Source organism: Microbacterium sp. NPDC060117 (assembly GCF_042729315.1).
Lineage (GTDB): Bacteria > Actinomycetota > Actinomycetes > Actinomycetales > Microbacteriaceae > Microbacterium.
In genome coordinates this window covers 222,618-245,709 of the sequence record NZ_JBHWXR010000003.1, presented here as the reverse complement: position 1 = coordinate 245,709, position 23,092 = coordinate 222,618, and the positions used below count along the sequence as shown (strand labels likewise).

The following is a 23,092-nucleotide window of genomic DNA, read 5'->3' as shown; positions in this document are numbered from 1 at the left end:
TCTCCCGAAGGAGCAATCATGTCCTCCGCCCTGTTCGACGGCGTCACCGCTCGCCGCGTCGAGACCCTGCGCTACACCGCGAACGTGCTCGAGCGCCCCGCCGCGGATCCGGCATCGCCCACCGCCACGGTGGTGCTCGTGCACGGGAACGTGTCGTCCGCGCTGTTCTACCAGCCGACGATGCTCGCCCTCCCGGCCGACGTGCGCGCGCTCGCGATCGATCTGCGCGGCTTCGGCGACAGCGAGACCAGGCCGGTCGACGCGACCCGGGGGCTGCGCGACTTCGCCGACGACGTGCGTGCGGTGCTCGACGCCCTCGATCTCGACGCCGTGCACCTCGTCGGCTGGAGCATGGGCGGCGGGGTGGTGCTGCAGGTCGCCCTGGACGCGCCGGAGCGCGTGCTCTCGCTCACCCTGGAGTCGCCGGTGTCGCCGTACGGCTTCGGCGGCACGCACGGCCCCGACGGCGCGCACAACGACGCCGACGGCGCCGGCACGGGCGGCGGTGGCGCGAACCCCGACTTCGTGGCGCGGCTGGAGTCAGGCGACACCACGGATGAGGCGCAGACCTCGCCGCGCACCGTCTACCGCACTGCGTACGTCGCACACCCCGAGACCCAGACCGCGCACGAGGACCTCTGGGTCGCCTCGATGCTCACCACGAAGACCGGGCTCGACAACTACCCGGGAGATGCCGTCGGATCCGAGAACTGGCCCGGCTTCGCCGCGGGCACGCGTGGCGTGCTCAACACGATGGCGCCGCAGCACCTCGACCTGTCCGGCATCGTCGATCTCGTCGCGAAGCCGCGGATCCTCTGGATCCGCGGGGAGAAGGACGCCATCGTCTCGGACGCCTCGTTCTTCGACCTGAACCAGCTCGGCGCGCTGGGCGTGATCCCGGGCTGGCCCGGCGAGGAGATCGCGCCTGCGCAGCCGATGGTCACCCAGACGCGGGCCGTGCTCGAGCGCTACGCCGCGAACGGCGGGGAGTTCCGCGAGGTCGTCCTGCCCGAGGCCGGACACGCGCCGCATCTCGACGAGGCCGAGGCTTTCGATCGCGAGCTCGCCGCGCACCTCCGGGTGTGAGCCCGCCGCACTCCGGAATCGTCCCTGTTCGCACCCCGGAGGGCGCGGACAAGGACGACGCGGTTCGAGCGGTCATCGCCGGCGGACCGGATCCCCTGCACTGATCAGACGCCGGCGGGGACGGGGGCGGGGTGCGTCGCGGTCCGGTCCTTCGCATCGCGGGCGCCGTCGGCCGTGCCGAGTCGTGCCGCGCGTTCGAGCCACGCCTCGATGCGTGCGGGGGATGCGTCCTTCACGCCGAGCATCCGCGTGGTCCGGACATCCCGGATGCCGCAGAAGCGCATGGTTCCGCGGGCGACATGGGTCTGCCCCGGCAGGCCGGTGATCGGCGTGAAGAACCAGGGCGTGTCCGCCAGCAGCATCAGTCGGCCGTGCGGTGCGCTCAGCAGACCCTCGGGCAGGCCGGACGGGCGATACCGGTACTCCTGTTGCGGGAGCAGGCTCCTGTCGAAGAAGCCCTTGAGCAGCGCGGGAACGGATCCCCACCAGAGCGGAGTCGCGACGACGATCGTCCGCGCGGCGTGCAGCGCCTCCCGCGCATCGACGAGATCGGGCTCGAGCGTCATGCGCTCGCGGTAGCCGAAGCGCAGGATCGGGTCGAAGTCGAGGTCGCGCAGTGCGAGCACGCGCGCATCGCCGTGCGCCTCGGCATAGCTCCGGGCGAGCGCGGCGGTGAGGGAACGGGCGTCGGGGTGGCCGTCGATGACGAGGGCGGCGGACATGCGAACTCCTATCTTGACACTGTCAACTAGCTGGACAGTGTCAAGATAGGAGAGAATGTTGCTCGTGTCAAGTTCACGATCCGGGTACCACCACGGCGACCTCGCGCACGCACTCGAGACCGCCGCGATGCAGCTGCTCGAGGAGAAGCCCGCCCAGGAGATCAGCCTGCGCGAAGTCGCGCGCGCGGCGAACGTGAGCCACAACGCGCCCTACCACCACTTCGCCGAGCGGAACGGCCTGCTCAAGGCGATCGCCGAGCGCAGCATGGCGGGCCTGCTCGCGCTCGTACGGGAGGCGATCGCTGCGAGCCCCGACCCTCGGGCGGCGCTGCACGACGGCGGCGGCGCATACATCCGGTTCGCGGTCGAGCACCCCAACGCCTTCGACGCGATCTACGATCCGACCGTGTGCGTGCCGGGCTCGCCGACCGCGACCATGGCGCCGCTCATCGACGGGCTCGAAGAGGCGCTGGGGGAGGCCGCGCTCGGCGCCGGGATGGACCGGCCCGAGGACGCCGTGGGCCTCTGGGGTCTCGTGCACGGCCTCGGTACGCTCTGCGCCGCCGGGCATTTCCCGGTCGAGGTCGCGCTCGCAGGGTACGCGAGCGCGATCGACCGGATGCTGCCCGCGTCCTCTGTCTGACCGCGGCGGATCGCCCGGCGCATAGGCGGCACCTCGGATCCGCCCGGCCCGCGCCCAGGGTTCGCCCACCGCTCTTCCAGGCGGGTTTTCGTACGGTTGAGGGATGTCCTATTCCGCCCACCGCCCCGGCCGCATGGATTCCCAGGGCCGGATCGCCTTCGACGTCGATGGACAGCCCGACCCCGCGAACCCGTCCGACCCGACCGCGGAGGACCCGTTCATCTTCGTGCGCGACTACACGCCGACCGGATCCGATCCCGCCGCTGCAGAGGCCGTGACCGCCCCGATCGATCCCGTCGTCCCCCCTCGTCCTGCCGCGCCTGAGTCGCTGCCCGAGCCCGAGCCCGAGCCCCGGATCGAGGACCTGTTCCCCGCTGCCGAGGCGCCGGTCGTGGAGCCCGAACCGGCTCTCGTCATGGAGCCCGTCGTCGCGGCCCCCGCGCCGATCGTCGCCAAGCCTCCGAGGCAGCCCAAGCCACCCCGCGTGCCGCGTCCGCAGGGCTGGTTCTGGCGTCGCCTCGCGATCCTCGGCGGCGCCGACGGCGCGATCCTCGATCGTGTGCCCAGCGAGCAGCCGCGCTTCGTGCAGATGTTCTTCGTGCTGGCCGGGACGGCGCTGGTCTCCGCGCTGTCGATGCTGTTCGCCCTCACCACGGGCGTTCAGGTGCTGGTCTGGCTGGCCGTGCCGCTCGCGATCGTCTGGGCGCTGCTGATCTTCAACCTCGACCGCTTCCTCACCTCGACGATGCGGTCCACGCGCAACGTCTGGCGGCTGCTCGGGCTCGCCATCCCGCGCGTGCTGATGGCGGCGATCATCGGGTTCGTCGTGGCCGAGCCGATCGTGCTGCAGGCGTTCCACAACGACATCGCGCGCGAGGTCACCGCGACCAACCTGGTGCAGGCGCAGTCCGATCAGAAGGCCGTGACCAGCGGGCCCGAGAAGAAGGCCCTCGACGCCGCCTCCGCCCGGCTCGCCGACCTGCAGAATCAGGCCTCGACGGGCATCGTGAAGGGCACCTCGAGCGACTCCGCGTCGCAGAAGGCCGCCCAGGACACCGTCACCAAGATCACCGGGCAGATGGCGGACCAGCAGAAGGTCATCGACCAGGCCCGCGCGCTGTACCAGTGCGAACTGACCGGTCAGGGGGCCGGCACGGTGCCCGGTTGCACCGGCGTGCAGGGCGACGGCGCGAGCTCGACCGCCGCGAAGTCGCAGCTCGATCAGGCGCAGCAGACCTATGACGCACTCGCCGCGCAGCTGCGTCAGGCCAACACCGACCTGGAGTCGGCGGACAGCTCGTCGAAGTCGGCGACCTCGGCCTCGGAGACCCAGAACCGCCAGCAGGCGAAGGACCAGATCCCCGCGGCCGAGCAGGCGTACAAGACCGCGCTCGACGCGTACAACGCGCGGGCCGCATCCGTGGCCGGTACGAATGCAGGAGCGGTGGGCCTGCTCAGCCAGATCTCCGCGCTCGACCGGCTCTCCGCGAAGGAGCCCGTGCTGGGCTTCGCACACTGGCTGATCGCCGCGCTGTTCTTCATGATCGAGCTGCTGCCGGTCATCGTGAAGGTGCTGACCAGCTGGGGCGATCCGTCGCTCTACGAGAAGGCCGAGGCGATCGCGAAGCAGGTCGAGCTCGACCGCGTCACGTCGAAGGGCTACCGCGATCGCGCCGCCATCATCGCGGAGGAGGCGAAGCACCGCGCCTTCGCCGACGCGCACGAGGCTGAGACGGCCGCCGCGGGCGACCCGGATCCCGCGCCGGCGGGCGAGACGGAGCCGGTCCCTGCCGCGCCCGCTGTCGCCACCCCCGCGGTCGCGGTCGATGCCGCGCCGGCGCCGCGCGCCGCACCGACCCCGGCCGTGCCGTCCGGCGCGCCCTCGTGGCCGGTGCCCGCCCATCCCGGCGTCGGATCCGCGCATCCCGCTCCGGCCTCCGCGCACCCGGCCCCGTCCTCGGCGCACCCCACCTCGCCCGAGGCCGCCAGGATCTGAGCAGACGTGAAAGGGCCCCCTCCGAGCGGATCGGAGGGGGCCCTTTCGTGTCCGCTACTCCTTGACGGATCCCGCGGTCAGGCCCGCCACGATCCAGCGGCTGGCGACGGCGAAGAGCACCATCGTCGGGAGGATCGTGAGCACCGCGGCGGCCGACATCGAGCCCCAGTCCACGTTGAACGTGGAGATGAAGCTGTTCAGCGCGGCCGGGATCGTGCGGTTCTCCTCCGACTGCATGAGCACGACCGAGAGGAACAGCTCGTTCCAGCAGTTCACGAAGTTGAAGATGAACGCGGCGATGATGCCCGGGGTCATGACCGGCACGAGGATCCGGAACAGCGCGCCGAGCCGCGAGCAGCCGTCGATCATCGCCGACTCCTCGAGGGCGTCCGGGACGTTCTCGAAGAAGCCGCGCAGCATCACCGTCGAGAACGGGATGCACACCGCGATGTAGACGAGGATCAGTCCGGGCTTGCTGTCCACGAGCCCCAGGTCGGTCATCATCGTGTAGAGCGGGCCGAGCGCGATGAACGCGGGGATCATCTGGGTCAGCAGGAACGCGATGAGCACCGCGCCCTTGCCGCGGAACTCGAACCGCGAGATCACGTAGGAGCTGAGCAGCGCGATGAGCGTCGACGTGGCGCCGGCGATCAGGGCGACGACCGCCGAGTTCGCCAAAAACACCCCGAAGTTCGCGTCGGAGAAGAGCTTCGCGTAGTTCTGCACCGAGGGCTCGGACGGCCAGTACTCGATCGGAAAGCGGTTCACGGTCTGCGGCGACTTGAACGAGGTCAGCACGATCCAGTACAGCGGGAACAGGGTGATCAGCAGCCAGAGCGCGAGCCCGACCACCTTGACGACGCCGCCGGCGGTGACCCGGGAGCGGGAGGAGCGCACCGGGCGCGACGAGCCGGTGCGCCCGGTCGTGAGGGTCATGGTGGCGGTCATCGGCTGGCCTTCCGCATCGCGAAGAGGTAGAACGCGCAGAACACGAACAGCACCGCGACGACGATGAGACCGAGTGCGCTCGCCGTGCCGTAGTTGCCCTGCTGCGTGAAGTTGATCATCCAGGTCGTGATGATGTGAGTGCGGTTCGCCGGGCCTCCGCCCGTCATCGCCCAGATGATGTCGGGGAAGTTGAAGATCCAGATCACCCGCAGCAGCACCGTGAGGAACAGCGTCGTGGAGATGTACGGGATCACGATCGAGAACAGCTGGCGCACCTTGCCGGCTCCGTCCAGGCTCGCGGCTTCGAGCACCTCCTCCGGCACGGACTGCAGGGCGGCGAGGATCATGATCGCGAAGAACGTCACGCCGTACCAGATGTTCGCGACGATCACCGCGAACATCGCGAGCTTGGGGTCCGCGAGCCAGGGCAGGGGCGCCGAGATGACGTGCGCCTTCATGAGCAGGTCGTTGATCACGCCGAACTCGGCGTTGAACATCCAGCGGAACAGCATCCCGATGAGGAACCCGGAGACGGCCCAGGGGAAGAAGACGAGCGCCTGGTAGACGCCGCGGAAGCGGAACCGCTGACGCAGGGCCAGCGCGATGAGGAAGCCGATCACGAACTGCGGGACGAGGGATCCGATCACCCACAGCACGGTGTTGCCCGCGACGGTCGGGAACACCGGATCCGAGAGGACCTTCGCGAAGTTCTCGAAGCCGACGAAGGGCGTCGAGGTGAGATCCCAGAGGTTGTAGTCCAGGAACGCCATGCGCGCGCCCTGGAGCATCGGCAGGTAGGTGAACCAGCACACGAAGACGATCGCGGGCGCGAGGAAGGCGAGGATCGTGAACGCGTGCCGGGCGCGGAACGTGGTGCGACGGCGCCCGGCGCCCGCCGGGGCGGGCCGCGCTGGATCGGGCCGAGCGGCCCGGCCGGCGGAGCCGACCGGGCGCTCGGTGGCGGAGGTCGAGGTCACGCCATCAGCCCTTCTTGTACTTGTCAGTCCAGTACTGGTCCCACGAGGTGAGCAGTTCCTTCGTGGTCATGTTGCCGAGCAGCACGCTCTGCACGTCCTGGTCGGACTTCTGGATCCACTCCGTCCACCACGAGACCCCGCGGGGCTGCTGCACGTTGACGTAGGTGTCGGGGTGCTCGGTCATGGTGACGTAGCTCGTCCACGGGCCGGTCGAGTAGAACGGGTCCTTGGCGGCCGCGGCGATGATCGGGACGAGGCTGTTCTTCTGCGCGAACGTGGTGGCCGGCTTCGCCGAGGACAGGTACTCGACGAGCTTGACGGCCGCGTCCTTGTGCGCGCTCGACTGCGCGACGCCCCAGCCGGCGACGGCCAGCGGCTGCGCCGCCTTGCCGCTCGGGCCGGTCAGCAGCGGCGCGGTGTTCCACTGGTCCTGCTTCAGGCTCGACGCCGAGACCGTGGCGATGACCTCGGGATCCTGCAGCAGGAACGCGGTCGTGCCGTTCGTGAAGCCCGCCACCATCTCGGGGTAGCCCCACGACACGGCCGACGGCGGAGAGGCCTTCTTGAAGAGGGCGAAGTAGTCGTCGACGCCCTTCTGCGCGTCAGGCGAGGAGAAGATCGTCTTGCCGTCCTTGAGCAGGAACGCGTTCGACGTGTCGAGGTCGTCGATCGTGTACGCCTCGATCGCGGCGACGACGTTCGAGTTGGCGTTCTTGCCTCCGCGGAACGCGTAGCCGTACTGGTTCTTCTCCGGATCCTGGATCTTCGAGGCCTGGTCGAGCAGGTCCTTCCAGGACTTCGGCGGCCCGTCGAAGCCCGCGGACTTCACGAGATCGGTGCGGTAGAAGAGCGAGAGGCCGTAGAAGCCGTAGGGGACGAACCAGGTCTTGCCATCGGAGACGCCGGCCTTCTTGGCGTTGTCGGTGAGCGCGCTCCAGCCGTCCCAGCTCTTCAGGTCGGCGGTCATGTCGTACAGCCAGTGGTTGTTGGCGAACGGCCCGACCGTGATGTCGCGCGTCTCCAGCACGTCGATGCCCTTGCCGGACTGCAGCATCTGCTGAATCGTGGTGTCGGCCTGCTCGGTCGGTGGCGAGACCAGCTTGACGGTGATGTTCGGGTTGGCCTTCTGGAAGTCGTCCAGCAGGCCGCGGATGAGCTTGGTGCGGTCGGGGTTGGTCAGGCTCTCCACCATCTGGAGGGTGACCTTGCCGTCGGCGGATCCGCTTCCGCTCGATGCTGCGCCGGAGCAGGCGCTGAGCGCGAGGAGGGCGACGATGCCCACCCCGGCGATCGAGGCGAATCGAGTGCGCTTCACCATAGGGCTTCCTTTCGTTGGGGGTGTTGCAGGAGGGTGCAGGGAAGGAGGAAGGGCGGGTCAGTGCCTGGCGAGCTCGAGGATCCGCGGCACGCAGCGCTCGGCGAAGGCCTCGAAGTCGGCGGCCTCGGTGTAGAGGTGCGCGGACAGGCGGAAGTAGCCGGAGCCGGCGAAGCTCGTGAAGGCGGTCTCCACGCCGACTTCGTCGAACAGGCGCATGCGCAGGTCGTCGGCCTCCTCACGGGTCCGGCCGATGCCGAGCGGCAACCGGATCAGGCGCATCGAGGGCACCGACATCGGCAGCTCGACCAGGGCCGGCTCGTCGGCGGCGCGCTCGAAGGCGGCCGCGATGAGCCGCGCGCCCGCGTCGGCGATCCCGGAGATGGTGTCGCGCGTGCGCGCCCAGCCGTGCTCGCGCTCGATGAACGAGATCGCGGCAGGGGTGGCGAGGTAGGTCGTGGCATCGATCGTGCCCTGGGTGTCGAAGCGCACGGGGTACGCGTCCGTCGCGGCCCAGGAGTCGATGAGGGGCCAGAGCTCGTCGCGGTCCGGGGCCTGGGTCACGAGCAGGGCGGATCCGCGAGGAGCACACGGCCACTTGTGCAGGTTGCCGAACCACCAGTCGCCGCCGCCCGCGACCGCCGCGTCGGGGATCAGGCCGGGGGCGTGGGCGCCGTCGACGAGGACGCGCACGCCGCGCTCGTGTGCGAGGGCGGTGATCTCGGCCGTGGGGAAGCGGCGGGCCGTGGAGGACGTGATCTGGTCGACCACGATGAGGCGCGTGCGCGGTCCGATCTCCTCGGCGAAGCGGGCGACGACGGTCTCCGCATCGTCCAGCAGGCCGAGCGCGACCGTGCGCAGGCGGGCGCCGAACCGGCGGGCCAGTCGTGCCGCGCCCATGGTGACCGCACCGTAGCCGTGGTCCGTGACGAGGATCTCGTCATCCCGATCCAGCTGCAGGGCGTTGTAGACGACCGTGGCCGCGGCGGAAGCGTTCGGTACGAAGGCGGTGTCGGCGGGATCGGCGCCGACGAACGGCGCGACCTCGGCGCGGGCGGCCTGGACCTTTTCCGCGATCCGCGGGAACCAGCCGATCGGGCTGAGATCGGCCTCCCGGCGCAGCGCGTCCTGCAGAGCGACGACCTCGCTCGGGACCGCGCCGAAAGATCCGTGGTTCAGATGCACGATCGCCGGGTCGAGCGGCCACGCGTCGCGGGCGCGCTCGAAGGTGGCCAGGCGCACGGGTGAGGTGCGGACGGTCGTGTCGGCTTCGGGCATGGTGTGCGCGGATCCTTACGGTGAGAGCGTGGTCAACTTGTCGCACAACTTTGGCATGAAACCCGGGAGAATGCCACTGTTACGATCTTGTTTCCGCATAGTCGTAGAACAACTATCCCTCGAAGGTGCGAAACGGCACACTCGAGGGAGCACATCGAAGGAGGAGCATGAGCGCTCGGGAGACCGCCCTGCACGGATTGCGCGCGCTCATCGCCGACGGCGAGCTGAAGCCGGGCGACAAGCTGCCGAGCGAGGGCGAGCTCGGCGAGCAGCTCGGCGTGTCCCGCGGGTCGGTGCGCGAGGCGATCCGCATGCTCTCCGCGCTCGGTGTGCTGGAGACCCGGCACGGATCGGGCAGCTATGTGAGCAGCCTGCGGCCCGCCGACCTCATCCGCGGCCTGTCGCTGACCGTCGACGTGCTGCCCCTGGACGCGATCCTGGAGCTCGTCGAGATCCGCCGCCCGCTGGAGGCGCACGCGGCGTCGATCGCGGCGGCGCGGGCGGATGACGGGATGCTCGCGGAGCTGTCCGACCTCGTCGAGCGGATCGCGGACTGTCCCGACCACGACGAGGCGTCGCGACTGGACCACCAGTTCCACATGCGCATCGCCGAGCTCGCCGGCAACGCGGCGCTCACGAGTCTCCTCGAGGTGCTGCGCTCGCGCACCCGGCAGTACCGGATCTTCGACGACGCCGATGCGGCGCAGCTCAAGATCCTCTCCGACGCGGGGCACCGTGCGATCGCGCGCGGGCTGGTCGCGCGCGATCCTGCCGCGGCGTCGGCGGCGGCCGCAGGGCATGTCGCCCAGACCGAGTACTGGCTGCGCAAGCAGATGTCGGAGTGACCTCGTGAGGGTGACGGACGCCCGGGAGGCGCCTCGCGTGTGACCTCCTGAGGCGGATCCGGCCCGGACTGTGTCCGGTCACGCCTACGCTGGAGCCATGGTCAACTACCGATACCTGGGCAACAGCGGTCTGAAGGTCTCTGAGATCACCTACGGCAACTGGGTCACGCACGCCTCGCAGGTCGAGGACGACGCCGCGGTCAAGACGGTGCACGCGGCGCTGGACGCCGGCATCACGACGTTCGACACCGCCGACACCTACGCGAACACGGCCGCCGAGGTCGTGCTGGGCAAGGCGCTCGAGGGGCAGCGTCGCGAGAGCCTGGAGATCTTCACCAAGGTCTACTTCCCGACCGGTCCCAAGGGCCCCAACGACACCGGCCTCAGCCGCAAGCACATCCTCGAGTCGATCAACGGATCCCTGAAGCGCCTCGGCACCGACTACGTCGACCTGTACCAGGCGCACCGCTTCGACTATGAGACCCCGCTGGAGGAGACGTTCCAGGCGTTCGCCGACGTCGTCCGCCAGGGCAAGGCGCTGTACATCGGCGTCTCCGAGTGGACCGCGGAGCAGCTCCGTGAGGGCCACGCCCTGGCGAAGCAGCTGGGTGTGCAGCTCATCTCGAACCAGCCGCAGTACTCGATGCTGCACCGCGTGATCGAGGGCAAGGTCGTGCCGGCCTCGGAGGAGCTGGGGATCTCGCAGATCGTCTGGTCGCCGATGGCGCAGGGCGTGCTGAGCGGCAAGTACCTGCCCGGCCAGCCGGTGCCGGAGGGCTCGCGCGCGACGGATCCGCACTCGGGCGCGCATTTCATCCAGCGCCTCCTGCAGGACGACATCCTCATGGCCGTGCAGCGGCTGAAGCCGATCGCCGCGGCGGCCGGTCTGACGATGCCGCAGCTCGCGATCGCGTGGGTGCTGCAGAACAAGAACGTGGCGGCCGCCCTCGTCGGAGCGTCCCGCCCCGAGCAGCTGGCCGACACCGTCAAGGCGTCCGGCGTCGTGCTCGACGCCGACACCCTCGCCGCGATCGACGGGGCCCTGGCGGGCGTCGTGAACGACGACCCCCAGGACACCTACGAGGTGTCTCCGAAGGAGCGCCTGGTCTGACGCGACCCCCCACGGGGCGTTGAGCCAGGAACGGCGCGATGCGGTGGCCCCGACGAGGTCGTTGAGCGAGGGCCGGCGCAGCCGGACCGAGACGGAACGCGGCGCCCTCGCGGGGTGCCGCGTTTCGTCTCGGTCGCCTTCGGACTCCTCGCTCGACGACCCTGGGGGAGGGCGTGCCGGGTCGTGCCGTCATCCGGGGTGCGGGCGGGCCCCGGATTCAGCCTGAAGACGGTTCGGTGTGCGCGGACTCAGCCGACGGTGATGTCGACCTGCAGGTCGTGCGCGATCCGCTCCAGCGCGGAACGCAGCGCATCCGGATCCGCATCCGCCGGCACGCGTGCGACGACCGACGCCTCGAACAGACGCCCGCCCGCCATCGCGGCGTCGCGGGTCTCGGTGGTCATGCTCTCGATGCTCAGGGCATGCTCGTTGAGCACGCCGGAGATCTCGCGCACGATGCCCGCCCGGTCGTTGCCGAGCACCCGGATCGACAGCTCCTGCGCGGCCGCGGCCGATCCGGATCCGGATCCGGGATGCACCGCGATCGTGAGCAGTCCCTCCAGGCCGCTGAGCGACGCGCGCAGCTCCTCGACCCGCTCGACGGGGACCGACACCTGGACCACGCCCGCGAACGTGCCCTCCAGCTCGGCGAGTCGGCTGTTCTCCCAGTTGCCGCCGTGCTCGTCGACGATGTGCGCGACGGTCGCGACGAGACCGGGACGATCGGATCCGACGAGAGTGAGGATGAGCGTGGTCATGCCGCCAGCGTAGGCGAGCACGCCCTCTGACCGCGAGACCGAACCTCCGTCCCGAGACCGACGATAAGAACGTCGGCTTCGGGACGCGAGTTCGGTCTCGCGGTCAGAGGTAGGGCCGCGGAGGCCGCGGAGACCACGAGGCCACCAGGGGCGCGGGCGTCCGGGGCGCGCGCGGACGCGGTGGCTCAGCCCTCGGTCCACTCGCCGGTCGTGAGGAAGTGCTCCAGGCGTGCGCGGTGCGGGGCGAGGTCCCACCCCTTCGAGGCCACCCAGTCGTCGGAGTAGTACGTGTCGAGGTAGCGGGCGCCGCCGTCGCAGATGAGGGTGACCACGCTGCCGCGCTCGCCGTCGCGCAGCATACGGGCGATGAGCTGGAACGCGCCGACGAGGTTCGTGCCGGTGGATCCGCCCGCCCAGTGCAGGGTGCGCTGCTTGAGCAGCCGGATCGCGGCGATCGACGCGGCGTCCGGCACGGGGATCATCTCGTCGATCACGCCGGGCACGAACGACGGCTCGACGCGCGGGCGCCCGATGCCCTCGATCCGGCTCGGTGTGCCGGTCGTGAACGACGGATCGCCGTTGCGCCAGCCGCCGTAGAAGGCCGAGCCCTCGGGATCCACGACGGCGATGCGGGTGTCGTGGCGGCGGTAGCGCACGTAGCGGCCGAACGTCGCGCTCGTCCCCCCGGTGCCCGCGCCGACGACGATCCAGCTGGGGATGGGGTGCCGCTCGCGGCTCAGCTGGCTGAACACGCTCTCGGCGATGTTGTTGTTGCCGCGCCAGTCGGTCGCGCGCTCGGCGTAGGTGAACTGGTCGAGGTAGTGGCCGCCGCATTCGGAGGCGAGGCGCTCGGCCTCGGCGTACATCGCGGCGCCGGAGTCGACGAAATGGCAGCGCCCGCCGTAGAACTCGATGAGGTCGATCTTCTCCTGGCTGGTCGAGCGCGGCACGACCGTCACGAACGGCAGCCCCAGCATCCGTGCGAAGTAGGCCTCGGACACGGCGGTGGATCCGCTCGAGGCCTCGACCAGCGTCGTGCCCTCGTGGATGCGGCCGTTCACCAGCCCGTACAGGATCAGCGACCGTGCGAGCCGGTGCTTCAAGGATCCGGTCGGGTGCACCGACTCGTCCTTGAGGTAGAGGTCGATGCCCCACTCCGCCGGCAGCGGGAACACATGCAGGTGGGTGTCGGCGCTGCGGTTCCCGTCCGCCTCGAGCAGTGCGATGGCGGATCCGGTCCAGTCGGAGGTCATGTCAACGAGGGTAGCCGGGCGCTCCGGCCCGTGTGGCCCTTGCGCCGCGCTCCCCGAGGCGTGCGGGACGTCGACGCCGGAGGCCAATTACAGATCGATGCTTGATAGTCGATTATCGATTGCAGTAGTGTCTCGTTCAGTCGCGATGACTCGGGGGAGCGGGCCCGGCCCCTGGAACGGAGCGACGACGCAGTCCCCTCCCCAGACAGGCACCGCCCCAGATTTCGGAGACGCGATGAAGCGTGCACTGACGACACTCGCCCTGGCCGCTCTGCTCGGCACCCTCCTCGCCGCCGGCGGCACGGTCGCCGCCGCGGCGGCCGACGAGGGCGCCCTCTACGTCGCGCCCGGCGGCGATGACGCCGCCTCCGGCGCGATCGATGCACCCCTGGCCACCCTCGAGGGTGCGCGGGACCGGATCCGCGCGCTGAAGGGATCCGGATCCCTCTCCGCCGGGGGCACGACGGTGTACCTGCGCCAGGGCATCTACCAGCGCGATGCGTCGTTCCAGCTCGACGCGCAGGACTCCGGCACCGCCGACGCGCCCATCACCTACCGGTCGTACCCGGGTGAGCGCGCCACGCTGAGCGGCGGACGGACGCTGCCCAAGGGCGACTTCACAGGCGTGACCGACCAGTCGGTGCGCGATCGCATCATCGACCCGGCGGCGCGCGACATCGTGCAGCAGGTCGACCTGCGCGCGCTCGGCCTCACCGACTACGGGCAGCTGAGCCGGCACGGCTACTGGAAGGCCAATGACGTCAGCACGACGCCGCCCATGGAGCTCTACATCGAAGGGCAGGGCATGACCCTCGCCCGCTGGCCCAACGCCGGTGCGGTCAAGCCCACCGTGCAGATGGGCGACATCATCGATCCGGGTCCGACCCGCAAGGACGCCGACCTGCAGGACCGTGGCGGCACGTTCACCTACGGATACGACCGCCCGAAGTACTGGACTCAGGCCGACGACGTGTGGCTCGACGGCATCTTCGGGTACAGCTGGGAGTGGTCGTACAACAAGATCCAGTCGATCGACACGGAGAAGAAGACGATCACGCTGCGCTACGGAGAGATGAGCGGGATCATGAAGAGCTGGTTCCCCGATTTCCACTTCGCGCAGAACCTGCTCGAAGAGCTCGACGCCCCCGGCGAGTACTACATCGACCGCGACAAGGGTGTGCTGTATCTCATGCCGAACGCCGCCTTCACGGCCGGCCGCGGAGACATCACCGTGACGACGCTGAAGGATCCGATGCTGCGCACGGACGGTGCGTCGTATGTCACGTTCGACGACATCGCCATGGAGTACGGTCGTGCCACGGCGGCCGTCATCCTGGGCGGCTCGCATGTCACGGTCTCGCACGCCGACATCCGCAACTTCACCGACGGCGGCGTGCTCATCAACTCGCCCGGACGCTACACCTATGACGGCATCCCGGTGAACCGCGGCGGCACCGACCACGCCGTGACCGACAGCAGGCTCACCCACGTCGGCGGCATCGGCGTCGTGCTGCAGGGCGGCGACAAGACAACGCTCGCCCCGGGCCGCAACCGCGTGGAGAACTCCGAGATCGCCGACTTCGCCTACTACCACAAGGCCTACAACCCCGGAGTGATGTTCGACGGGGTCGGCAACATCGCGAAGAACAACAAGATCCACGACGCCCCGCATCCGGGGATCATCGTGTACGGCAACGACCACCTGTTCGAGCGCAACGAGGTCTACGACGTCTGCAAGCAGTTCCACGATCTCGGCGCGATCTACATGAACTCCGGTCAGACCCCGCAGCAGCGCGGTCACGTGTTCACCGAGAACTACTTCCACGACATCGGGGTCGGCATGGCCGGCGTCGAGGGGATCTACGCCGACAACTTCACGTGGGACCTCACCATCACGAAGAACATCTTCGTGAACATGGGCAACTCGGGCATCAAGAGCGGATCCGCCGACTACATCGAGGCGCGCAACAACATCTTCATCGACAACCTCGTGCCCTACGACAACTACGAGCAGTGGATGGGGAACCAGGAGGGCAACGTCGTGGACCGCGACTACATGCCCGCCTGGAAGAAGGTGTTCGCCGACAACAACGATTTCGTCGGAACGCCGTATCTGGAGAAGTACCCCGAGCTGGGCCACTTCTTCCAGGACGACCACTACTTCCCGAACCACAGCACGTTCGCCCAGAACGTGGTGTGGAACCCGAACCGCAAGCCCTCCGGTCTCAACGCCCAGGGCGCCAAGGACGGCAAGAACCTGCTGAACTACGACAGCAACGTGGTGGCGACGGCGGATCCGGGCTTCGTCGACGCGGCGAAGGGCGACTACCGGCTCAAGCCGGATGCCGCGGTGTTCTCGCAGATTCCCGGATTCCAGGCCATCGCGTTCGACAAGATCGGCGTGCAGGGCCGGATCGGGCAGTCCGGGTCTTCCGACAAGGTGGCGCTCGAGGGCATCGCCTTCCAGAGCGGCACGGTGCGGGTCGACGTCGGACACGACCTGCGCGCGGCCGCGGTGCCGCTCCCGTGGAACGCGGCCGATGCGATGCTCACCTACGCTTCCGCGGACCCGGCGATCGCGACGGTCTCCGCCGACGGCACCATCTCCGGCGCCGCTCCGGGTGCGACGACGGTCACCGCGACCGCCGCGTCGAACCCTGCGCTCACGGCCACGATCGCGGTGACGGTCGACGAGGGCGACGGCGTGCTGCACTTCACCGACTTCGAGTCGGGATCGAACGGCTGGCCGACGGATCCGAACCGCAAGGTCGTCGACGACGGCACCGGCGACCACGTGTACCGGATCGTCAAGGGTGCGAACGCCGTGCTCCCGCGTGACTTCACCTCGTTCGTACTCGACCTCGACGTCACCACTCCGGCCGGCCCCGCGGCCACCGGCTCCGGCCTGGTGATCTACGACCGCAACGGCAAGGGCGGCGGATACATCCGCTACCGCAACGCGGCCGCCGGGCCCACGTGGACCGTCTTCGACGACGGCTGGAAGGCCGTCGCCGAGAAGGTGCTCCCGGTCGATCAGGCGCTGCCCGACGGCAGGACGTCGCACGTGCGGATCGCGGTGCAGGATGGACGCGTCAGGATCTCCGTGGGTGGAAAGCTCGTACTCGACGGCGCGGACCCCGCGCCGGGGGCGGCAGGACGCGTCGGCTTCTACGTCGAGGGCTACCCCTCGCTGGATCTCGACGACATCGGCTTCTCGATCTCCGCCGTGCCCGTGACGGGTGTGACCGTCGACGCCTCAGCGGTGTCGATGAACGTGGGCGAACGACGGTCGGTCGCCGCGAAGATCGCGCCGGAGGATGCGAGCGACCTGCGGGTGGCGTGGACGAGCGCCGACGCCGCCGTCGCGACGGTCGATGCCGCAGGGCGGATCACCGCGGTCGGCGCCGGATCCACCACGATCACGGCCGCCAGCGTGGCCGAACCGACGGCGACCGCCGCCGTCGCCGTGACCGTGGTCGACGCGACGTATCCGACTGTGCGTCTCGACGCGCAGCTGACCGACGGCGCGAACTGGAGCGCGTCCGACGCGATCTCGGTCGGCGACACGGGCGTGACGATCAGCGGACAGGGCGTGCACGGCTACAAGGCCGAACGCTTCGGCGACGGTCTGCTGCAGTTCGACGCCGACTTCGGCGCCTTCGACGGCGGCTGGTACGGATTCCAGGTTCGCTCCGACCAGACCGGGATTCCGGCCTGGCAGAACTCCAACACCGGCTACCTCGTGATCGTCAAGGAGGACACGTTCGAGTTCCAGAGCTGGTCGCCCGGCCAGACCATGCTCGACGTCATCCCGAACACCGTGATCGCGCCGAACAGCACGCACCGCATCGAGGTGGGCGCCGTGAAGGAGGCCGGCGGCACCCGGGTGGTGCTGCGGGTGGACGGGAAGACGGTGTGGAACACCCTCGACGCACGGCAGAACCTGCGCATCGGGGCGGACGGGTTCTTCAACCTCTATCACTACGCGAAGACCAACAGCCTGATGGTGCGCCCCACCCCGCCGCCGGCGACGGTCACGGGCATCTGCTGGGCCGCGGACGCGGATCCGAAGACTCGCTACGTGGTCGGCGACGACCTCGACGTCACCGGGATGGTCGTGGGCGTGCGTTGGAGCGATGGCGCGCTCACGAGCGCGCAGGTCGCGGCGGATATGGTGAGCGGATTCGACAGTCGCAAGGTGCATCCGCGCCAGACGCTGACGATCTCCTATTTGGGCCAGACCACGACGCTCGACATCTCGGTGCGGCCGAAGATCAAGCAGGACGAGGAAGAGGTGCCGCGATGCGCGTGACGTTCATCGGAGACTCGATCACGGATGCGGGGCGCGACCGCGCCGATCACGGATCCTTCGGCGACGGCTATGTGTCGCTGCTCGCGCCCGGACTGATCGCGGGTGGTGCCACGGTGCGCAACCTGGGTATCGCCGGCAACCGCGTCGCGGACCTCGCGGCGCGGTGGGATGCCGAGCTGATGCCGACCGCGCCCGAGCTGCTGACGGTGTTCGTCGGGGTGAACGAGATGCTGCGCCGCTATGACAGCGCTGACCCGACTCCGACCGAGCGGTACGCGGCGACGTATCGGCGGTTGCTCGACGCCGTCATGGCCGCGCACGAGCCGCGGCTGATCCTGATGGAGCCGTTCTTCCTGCCGCCCGCGCAGGAGCAGCGCGCGTGGCGGGACGACCTCGACGAGAAGCGTGCCGTCGTGGCGGAGATCGCAGGGGAGTTCGGTGCGGCGTTCGTGCCGCTGGACGGCGTCTTCGCGGCGGCCGCGCGCGACCGGGCGCCGGCCGAGCTGGCTCCTGACGGGGTGCACCCCACGCCCGTCGGATCCCGCCTGATCGCGGACGCATGGACGGCCGCGTCCATCATTAGCGATAGTCGATAACGGATCTAGAATGAGCAGCATGACGGATGCGCTGGCCTCGACGAACCTGCAGCGAGGGCTGCTGTCGGATCAGATCTACGCGATGATCAAGGCGATGATCAAGGAGTCCACGCTGGCTCCCGGCGAGCAGCTGGTGGAGTCGCAGTTGGCGCGTCAGCTCCAAGTCAGTCAGGCGCCGGTGCGCGACGCCCTGAAGCGGCTCGCGCACGAGGGGCTGGTGTCGCAGGTGCGGCACCTGGGCAGCTTCGTGGCGAGTTACTCGCCGGAAGAGGCGGCCCAGGCCAAGATCGCTCGCGTCGAGCTGGAGGCGCTCGCCGGACGGCTCGCCTGCGGAGCCCTCGACGACGAGCGACGGGGTGCGCTCATCGAACTCATCGACCAGATGCACGCCGCCGCCGAGTCGTCGGATCTGTCGGGCTTCCGCGAGCTCGACTTCGTGTTCCATCGCACGGTGATCGAGGCGAGCGGCAACGTCTACCTGCCGCGCATGTGGGATCTGCTCGAGCCGAGCCTCCGCGTGATGCACGTACTCGGCGACCCGGCCTTCACCGGCGACTGGCACGAGGTCGCGGACTGGCACAAGGGCCTGCTCGACGTGCTCGACGGAGGCGACGCGGAGGCCGCGTCGGCGCTGTTCCGCGCGCACGCGGCCGGCACGCTCCTGAGCGACTGAGCGCCCCGCGTCCCGGCGCGGCGTCAGAGCCGGTACAGCCGGGCGGCGGAGCCCGACCAGAACGCCTCAGCGTCGGCGGCGGCGAGGGCGGGAAGCGCCTCGGCGATGCGCTCTGCGACATCGGCGTACGGGGTGTGCCGCGCCGAGATCGGCCAGTCGCTGCCGTGCATCAGGCGGTCGGCGCCGAAGGCGTCGACGGCTGCGGAGAGGATCCGCGCCAGTTCTGCCTGCGACAGGTCGGGGTGCACCAGGCCCGAGGTCTTGGCGTGCGCGTTCGGCTCGGCGGCCAGGGCGGCGAGGTCGGCGAACCAGGGCCGATCCGCTTCCGCCGTCCCGAGCCCCAGATGACATGCCACGAATGCGGTGGCGGGGTGCCGATGCGCGAGCGCCGTCGCGCCCCGCAGCTGCTCAGGCCGCAGCAGCAGCTCCACCACGAGTCCGGCGTCGCCCGCCGCCGTGGCGAGATCGTCGAGGCCGGCGACGTCGGAGAGGTCGGCGGCGAACTGCGGGACGGCCGCGCGGATCCCGGCGACGGTGGTGCGGGTGGTGTCGGGGTCCGCCGGGAGGACATCCGGCACGGCCGCGGTCAGGCCGAGCGGTCGGCGCGGTGCCGGCTCGTACTGCAGCACCACCCGGTGCACGAGCGGGTCCGTCGCGGCGATCGCGGTCAGCCAGCGGGCCTCGGCGACGGAGTCCGCGGCCTGTACGGCGACCGCGCCCGCGACGCCCGCCGCGCGCAGCAGTGCGCCCAGCGCGTCTGGCAGTGCGCGCCGGGGCAGGCTCAGATCGTCGCGGAACCACGGGATCGGCACGGCGTCGACGTCCCACAGGTGCACGTGCGCGTCGAGGATCCGCATCAGCGTCCGGAGGACGGCGCCGGAGAAGCTGCCCCGAGGGGCGAAGTCCCGGTGCGCGAGGGTGCAGCCGGAGACAGGGCGATCCGGTCCAGCTCCAGCCACAGCTCCTCGGGGATCGCGACGTCGCGGCCGCGGGCGAACGCGTGCACCTCGGCCGGCGTGCGTGCGCCGATCACGACGGCCTCGGCGCCGCGACCCAGCGGGAACCGCGCGGCGGCCGTCGCCAGTTCCACCCCGTGCGCGCGGCAGGCGTCCTGCAGCGCGAGGGCGCGCGCGACGAGAGCCGGTGGTGCGGGCCTGTACTCGTAGTACGGCGCGGTCTCGGGCGCGACCAGGATCCCGGTGTTGTAGACACCCGCGGCGATGACGCCGATCCCGCGCTCGTCGGCGAGGGGCATGAGCTCCTCCTCCGCCGTGCGGTCGAGCAGGGTGAGTCGCCCCGCCTCCATGATCACGTCGACCGGCGCCTCGGCCGTGAAGCGGAGCAGGGGCGGCAACTTGCCGAGCCCGACGCCGATCGCCCGCACGACCCCCTGCTCGCGCAGCTCCGCGAGCGCGGTCATCGCCCCGTCGAGGCCGGCCTCGACGTCGAGCGGGTCATGCAGGTGCAGCAGGTCGATCCGGTCGGTGCGCAGGCGCTCGAGGCTCGCGTCGAGGCTGCGCAGCACGCCGTCGCGGCTGAGGTCGGCGACCGTGTCCTGGCCGGTCGCGGATCCGGGAACCGGATCCCCGGATGCGTCGACGATCCGCCGGCCGACCTTGGTCGCGATCACGTAGGCGTCCCGCGGCACGCCCTCGAGCGCCACCCCGAGTCGCCGCTCGCTCTCCCCGGCGCCGTAGTGCGGCGCCGTGTCGAAGTAGCGCACGCCGTCGTCGAGCGCCGCGCGCACCGTCGCGACGGCGTCGTCGTCGGCGACCGGCGTGTAGAGGTTGCCGATCGGGGCGCAGCCGAGCCCCAGATCGTCGCGCAGCGGGACGCCGCGGACGGGGGTCGGGTTCAGCGGACGGAGCTCTGCACGGAACGCCATGCCTCGTACTCCTCGCGGGTGTCGGGGGTGAGCGGGTAGTAGTCGCTCAGCCGGGCGCCCTCGTCGAGACGCGTGCGGCTGAACACCTCCCACTCCTCATGATCGCGCGCCGAGTCGATCACCTGGCGGGCCATCGCCTGCGGCACGACCACCGGCCCGTCGTCGTCGGCGACGACGAGGTCCCCGGGCATGCACAGCGCGCCGCCGACGGCCACCGGCACGTCGTACGCCCACGGCACCAGCTCCGACTGGGAGGCGTAATGCGGCGTCGTGCCCGTGGACCAGACCGGGATGCCGAGCTCCCGGATGCGTCCCGCGTCCCGGATCCGCCCGTCCACGACGATCCCCGCGCCGCCCTTGCGCGCGAAGTAGCGCGCGAGGATGTCGCCGATGCAGCCCGAGAAGCGGCTGCCGTAGGCCTGGATCACGAGCACGTCGCCCGGCTGCACGGCCTCCAGCACGTGCCAGAGCGCGGTGTGCCGCTCGGCGTACTCCTGCCCCTGCCCGGATGCCATGTCCTCGCGCTGCGGCATGAACTGCAGGGTGAGGGCGGATCCGACCACACGGCTGCCGGCCGTCAGCGGCTCGGGGCCGTCGATGTAGCTGTGCCGGATGCCCAGGCCGTGCAGCTTGGCGCACGCGGTGGCCGAGGAGACGCCGCCGAGGTCGTCGACGAGGCCGCGGGGCGGGCGGGCGTAGGCGCCGCCGCGTACGGGCAGGGCGAAATCGGGGCGGATCAGGTCGGCGCTCATGCGTCTCCTCCGGAAGGGTACAGGCGGGGCGTTCCGGCCCCGCGGGCGATGATCAGGTCGAGGTCGGCGGCGTGCGCCGGCGGCAGGGTGACGACGAGGTCGTCGTCGCAGCTCCAGGTGGTGGTGCGCGCCGGATTCGCCGGGGCACGATAGGAACCGGATGCGCCGGGGAACGCCCCCGGAGTCTCCACGGTCGCGGAGACGCGCACGATCCGGTCGGCGCCGAAGCGGCCGCCGCGGATCCGCACGGTGCGGGCGTGCACGACGGAGGTGTTGACCAGGCGCAGCCCGATGCCCGCGTCGTCGATGCGGTGCACGAGCGCCGCCACGTCGCGGGGGAGTCCGGGGCGTGCGCGGTCGACGTCCTCGTAGCGCAGCGCCGTGAACGGCAGGCCGCCGTTGTAGAGCATCTGCGGGGCTCCGCCGACGAGTTGCGTGAGCACCTCGGTGACCACGGGGTTCACGCGCTGCCAGAAGTGCAGGTGCGACGCGTCAGGGTCGGTATCGTCGCCGAGCATCATCGCCACGCGGCGCGAGACCTGGCCGAGCGCCATCTCGAGCGCTCGTTCCGGGTAGTCGGGCAGCTCACCACTGAGGTACGCGACCCACCCGGCCTCGTGCCCTGCCTCCTCCTTGTCGCGGAACGGCGCCACGAGGTCGGCTTGCGCAGGCAGACCCGCGCGGGCGAGGTCCAGCAGTGCGCGGTCGGTCGTCGTTCGGCTCCACCACCACAGCCACACCGGCACGTCGAGCTGCAGCGGTCCGAAGTCGAACCAGCCGTCGATGCCGTGCCGGTACGGCACGAGCAGGCCGGATGCCGCGGCGGCCGCGCCGAGGCGCGCGCGCCAGCCGCCGCGCAGGCTGTACGTGGAGTCCTCCACGGATCCGGTGATCGCCTGCGCCAGCACGGCGTCGAGCGCGGGCCGCACCAGATCCAGGGCGTCGTCGCGGCCGGTGACGAGCGAGTGGTTGAGCGCGCCGATCAGGGCGCTCATGGCGACGGAGTGGAAGCCGTGCGGCCAGGTCCATCCGTAGTGGCCGCCCCACCATCGCCCCTCCTGCAGGGCGCCGACCGTGCCGTCGGGGCCGACGTTGTCGGGCAGCAGCCCGCCGTTCGCGTCGGCACGGGCGAGCCAGCCCTCGACATAGCGGCGGATCCAGGCCGCCGATCCTTCGTCGGCATCGTCCAGCCAGCGCAGCGCGGGCAGCGAGGTGGCGGCGAGGTTCACCGGGAGGTCGCCCGCTGCGCGGCGCTGCATCTCGTCCGCCATCCGCTGCGCGTTCGCGGGGTCGGCCAGGTCGTCCCACGTCGTGATCCCGTCGAGCCCGTGGATCGGCAGGCCGTAGGGGCGCATCTCGGCGCGATCTGCCGAATAAGGGCGCACACCGCCTGCGTGCGGGGTTCCCTCCGGCTGCGGATCCTCGAGACCGGCCCTGGCGCCGAGCGCGCCGTTGTGCGGGGCGCGGATGATGTTGCGCTCGGCGTCGTAGTTGCCGTGCGCCGGGTCGGTGAACAGGGCCGCGAAGCGCCGCGCGCGCTCGGCGAAGGCCGCATCCGAGGGGTCGGCGGCTCGGATGCCGGCGAACAGCAGCACCGACTCGCCCTGGTGGAACCAGTCGTATCCGTTCTCGTACTCACCGGTGAGCATGCCGGCCTCGGTGAGCTGCGCGGTCACGCCCTCCCAGCATCGCTTGGCGTCGGCGAGCGCTTCATCCGCGCCGCCGAGGGCGTAGAACGCCGGCCAATTGAAGAAGGGCTCGTACAGGTCGTCGACGCCGTCGCGGTCCTCGAACTCCGCGACGCCGCGCAGGCGTCCGTCGGGCCGCGTGTAGCGCTCGGCGAACAGCCGCCGGGCAGCCTCGACCTCGTCGAAGAGGCGGCGCTGCAGCACCGCCCAGGCGGGGATCGCGCGCAGTGGCGAGGTGATCGGATCCGTCATCG

The 23,092-nt window shown here is 70.4% G+C and carries 19 protein-coding genes; 8 read left to right on the top strand and 11 right to left on the bottom strand.

From position 1 onward, the window contains the following. The first annotated feature begins 18 nt into the window (after window positions 1-18). Window positions 19-1,086 (top strand): alpha/beta fold hydrolase, encoded by a 1,068-nt coding sequence (locus tag ACFWCK_RS12865; protein ID WP_378806215.1) that lies wholly within the window; start codon window positions 19-21, stop codon window positions 1,084-1,086. A gap of 104 nt (window positions 1,087-1,190) precedes the next feature. On the opposite strand, the gene ACFWCK_RS12860 is transcribed toward ACFWCK_RS12865, so the two are convergent. Then, complete coding sequence (locus ACFWCK_RS12860; protein ID WP_378806213.1) at window positions 1,191-1,808, bottom strand: NAD(P)H-dependent oxidoreductase; 618 nt, start codon at window positions 1,806-1,808, stop codon at window positions 1,191-1,193. A gap of 64 nt (window positions 1,809-1,872) precedes the next feature. Between ACFWCK_RS12860 and ACFWCK_RS12855 the strand changes: the two genes are divergently transcribed. Both ACFWCK_RS12855 and ACFWCK_RS12850 read left to right on the top strand, forming a co-directional pair. After that, complete coding sequence (locus ACFWCK_RS12855; RefSeq protein ID WP_378806212.1) at window positions 1,873-2,451, top strand: TetR/AcrR family transcriptional regulator; 579 nt, start codon at window positions 1,873-1,875, stop codon at window positions 2,449-2,451. Between the two features lie 103 nt (window positions 2,452-2,554). Further along, window positions 2,555-4,447, top strand: coding sequence for a DUF4407 domain-containing protein (locus ACFWCK_RS12850; protein ID WP_378806211.1), 1,893 nt, complete (start codon window positions 2,555-2,557; stop codon window positions 4,445-4,447). Between the two features lie 54 nt (window positions 4,448-4,501). Here the strand turns inward: ACFWCK_RS12850 and ACFWCK_RS12845 are convergent, their stop codons facing one another. The 4 genes from ACFWCK_RS12845 to ACFWCK_RS12830 are packed head-to-tail and all read right to left on the bottom strand — an operon-like array spanning window position 4,502 to window position 8,965. After that, complete coding sequence (locus tag ACFWCK_RS12845; protein WP_378806210.1) at window positions 4,502-5,395, bottom strand: carbohydrate ABC transporter permease; 894 nt, start codon at window positions 5,393-5,395, stop codon at window positions 4,502-4,504. Beyond that, entirely contained in the window at window positions 5,392-6,372 is a 981-nt protein-coding gene (locus tag ACFWCK_RS12840; protein WP_378806209.1) for a carbohydrate ABC transporter permease, read from the bottom strand. The genes ACFWCK_RS12845 and ACFWCK_RS12840 overlap by 4 nt, the downstream gene beginning before the upstream one ends. Window positions 6,373-6,376: 4 nt before the next feature. Continuing rightward, complete coding sequence (locus ACFWCK_RS12835; protein ID WP_378806207.1) at window positions 6,377-7,690, bottom strand: ABC transporter substrate-binding protein; 1,314 nt, start codon at window positions 7,688-7,690, stop codon at window positions 6,377-6,379. 57 nt (window positions 7,691-7,747) lie between these two features. Further along, window positions 7,748-8,965, bottom strand: coding sequence for an aminotransferase class V-fold PLP-dependent enzyme (locus ACFWCK_RS12830; protein ID WP_378806206.1), 1,218 nt, complete (start codon window positions 8,963-8,965; stop codon window positions 7,748-7,750). A gap of 167 nt (window positions 8,966-9,132) precedes the next feature. Between ACFWCK_RS12830 and ACFWCK_RS12825 the strand changes: the two genes are divergently transcribed. Together ACFWCK_RS12825 and ACFWCK_RS12820 are read left to right on the top strand one after the other, a co-directional pair. Then, on the top strand, window positions 9,133-9,810 hold the full coding sequence (locus ACFWCK_RS12825) for a FadR/GntR family transcriptional regulator (RefSeq protein WP_233311294.1): 678 nt from the start codon (window positions 9,133-9,135) through the stop codon (window positions 9,808-9,810). 97 nt (window positions 9,811-9,907) lie between these two features. Further along, complete coding sequence (locus tag ACFWCK_RS12820; RefSeq protein ID WP_378806205.1) at window positions 9,908-10,921, top strand: aldo/keto reductase family protein; 1,014 nt, start codon at window positions 9,908-9,910, stop codon at window positions 10,919-10,921. 248 nt (window positions 10,922-11,169) lie between these two features. On the opposite strand, the gene ACFWCK_RS12815 is transcribed toward ACFWCK_RS12820, so the two are convergent. Continuing rightward, window positions 11,170-11,679: a glycine cleavage system protein R gene (locus tag ACFWCK_RS12815; protein ID WP_378806204.1), complete on the bottom strand. Its 510-nt coding sequence runs from the start codon at window positions 11,677-11,679 to the stop codon at window positions 11,170-11,172. Between the two features lie 185 nt (window positions 11,680-11,864). After that, window positions 11,865-12,932, bottom strand: a complete 1,068-nt coding sequence (locus tag ACFWCK_RS12810; protein ID WP_378806203.1) for a PLP-dependent cysteine synthase family protein — start codon at window positions 12,930-12,932, stop codon at window positions 11,865-11,867. 235 nt (window positions 12,933-13,167) lie between these two features. Between ACFWCK_RS12810 and ACFWCK_RS12805 the strand changes: the two genes are divergently transcribed. From ACFWCK_RS12805 to ACFWCK_RS12795, 3 genes are read left to right on the top strand one after another with little or no spacing between them, the layout of a single operon-like run. Continuing rightward, entirely contained in the window at window positions 13,168-17,244 is a 4,077-nt protein-coding gene (locus ACFWCK_RS12805) for an Ig-like domain-containing protein (protein ID WP_378806202.1), read from the top strand. Further along, entirely contained in the window at window positions 17,235-17,840 is a 606-nt protein-coding gene (locus ACFWCK_RS12800) for an SGNH/GDSL hydrolase family protein (RefSeq protein WP_378806201.1), read from the top strand. Before ACFWCK_RS12805 ends, ACFWCK_RS12800 begins: the two co-directional genes overlap by 10 nt. Before the next feature lie 19 nt (window positions 17,841-17,859). Beyond that, window positions 17,860-18,513 (top strand): GntR family transcriptional regulator, encoded by a 654-nt coding sequence (locus ACFWCK_RS12795; RefSeq protein WP_233311288.1) that lies wholly within the window; start codon window positions 17,860-17,862, stop codon window positions 18,511-18,513. Between the two features lie 23 nt (window positions 18,514-18,536). Here the strand turns inward: ACFWCK_RS12795 and ACFWCK_RS12790 are convergent, their stop codons facing one another. Genes ACFWCK_RS12790 through ACFWCK_RS12775 form a run of 4 tightly spaced genes read right to left on the bottom strand, consistent with a single transcriptional unit; the run spans window position 18,537 to window position 23,090 of the window. Continuing rightward, on the bottom strand, window positions 18,537-19,370 hold the full coding sequence (locus ACFWCK_RS12790; RefSeq protein WP_378806199.1) for an amidohydrolase family protein: 834 nt from the start codon (window positions 19,368-19,370) through the stop codon (window positions 18,537-18,539). Continuing rightward, entirely contained in the window at window positions 19,370-20,398 is a 1,029-nt protein-coding gene (locus tag ACFWCK_RS12785; RefSeq protein WP_378806198.1) for an aldo/keto reductase, read from the bottom strand. Before ACFWCK_RS12785 ends, ACFWCK_RS12790 begins: the two co-directional genes overlap by 1 nt. Continuing rightward, the gene (locus ACFWCK_RS12780) at window positions 20,368-21,150 is read right to left on the bottom strand and encodes a ribonuclease activity regulator RraA (protein WP_378806196.1); all 783 of its coding nucleotides are present in this window, start codon (window positions 21,148-21,150) and stop codon (window positions 20,368-20,370) included. The genes ACFWCK_RS12785 and ACFWCK_RS12780 overlap by 31 nt, the downstream gene beginning before the upstream one ends. After that, complete coding sequence (locus tag ACFWCK_RS12775; protein ID WP_378806195.1) at window positions 21,147-23,090, bottom strand: hypothetical protein; 1,944 nt, start codon at window positions 23,088-23,090, stop codon at window positions 21,147-21,149. The genes ACFWCK_RS12780 and ACFWCK_RS12775 overlap by 4 nt, the downstream gene beginning before the upstream one ends. Window positions 23,091-23,092 lie beyond the last annotated feature (2 nt).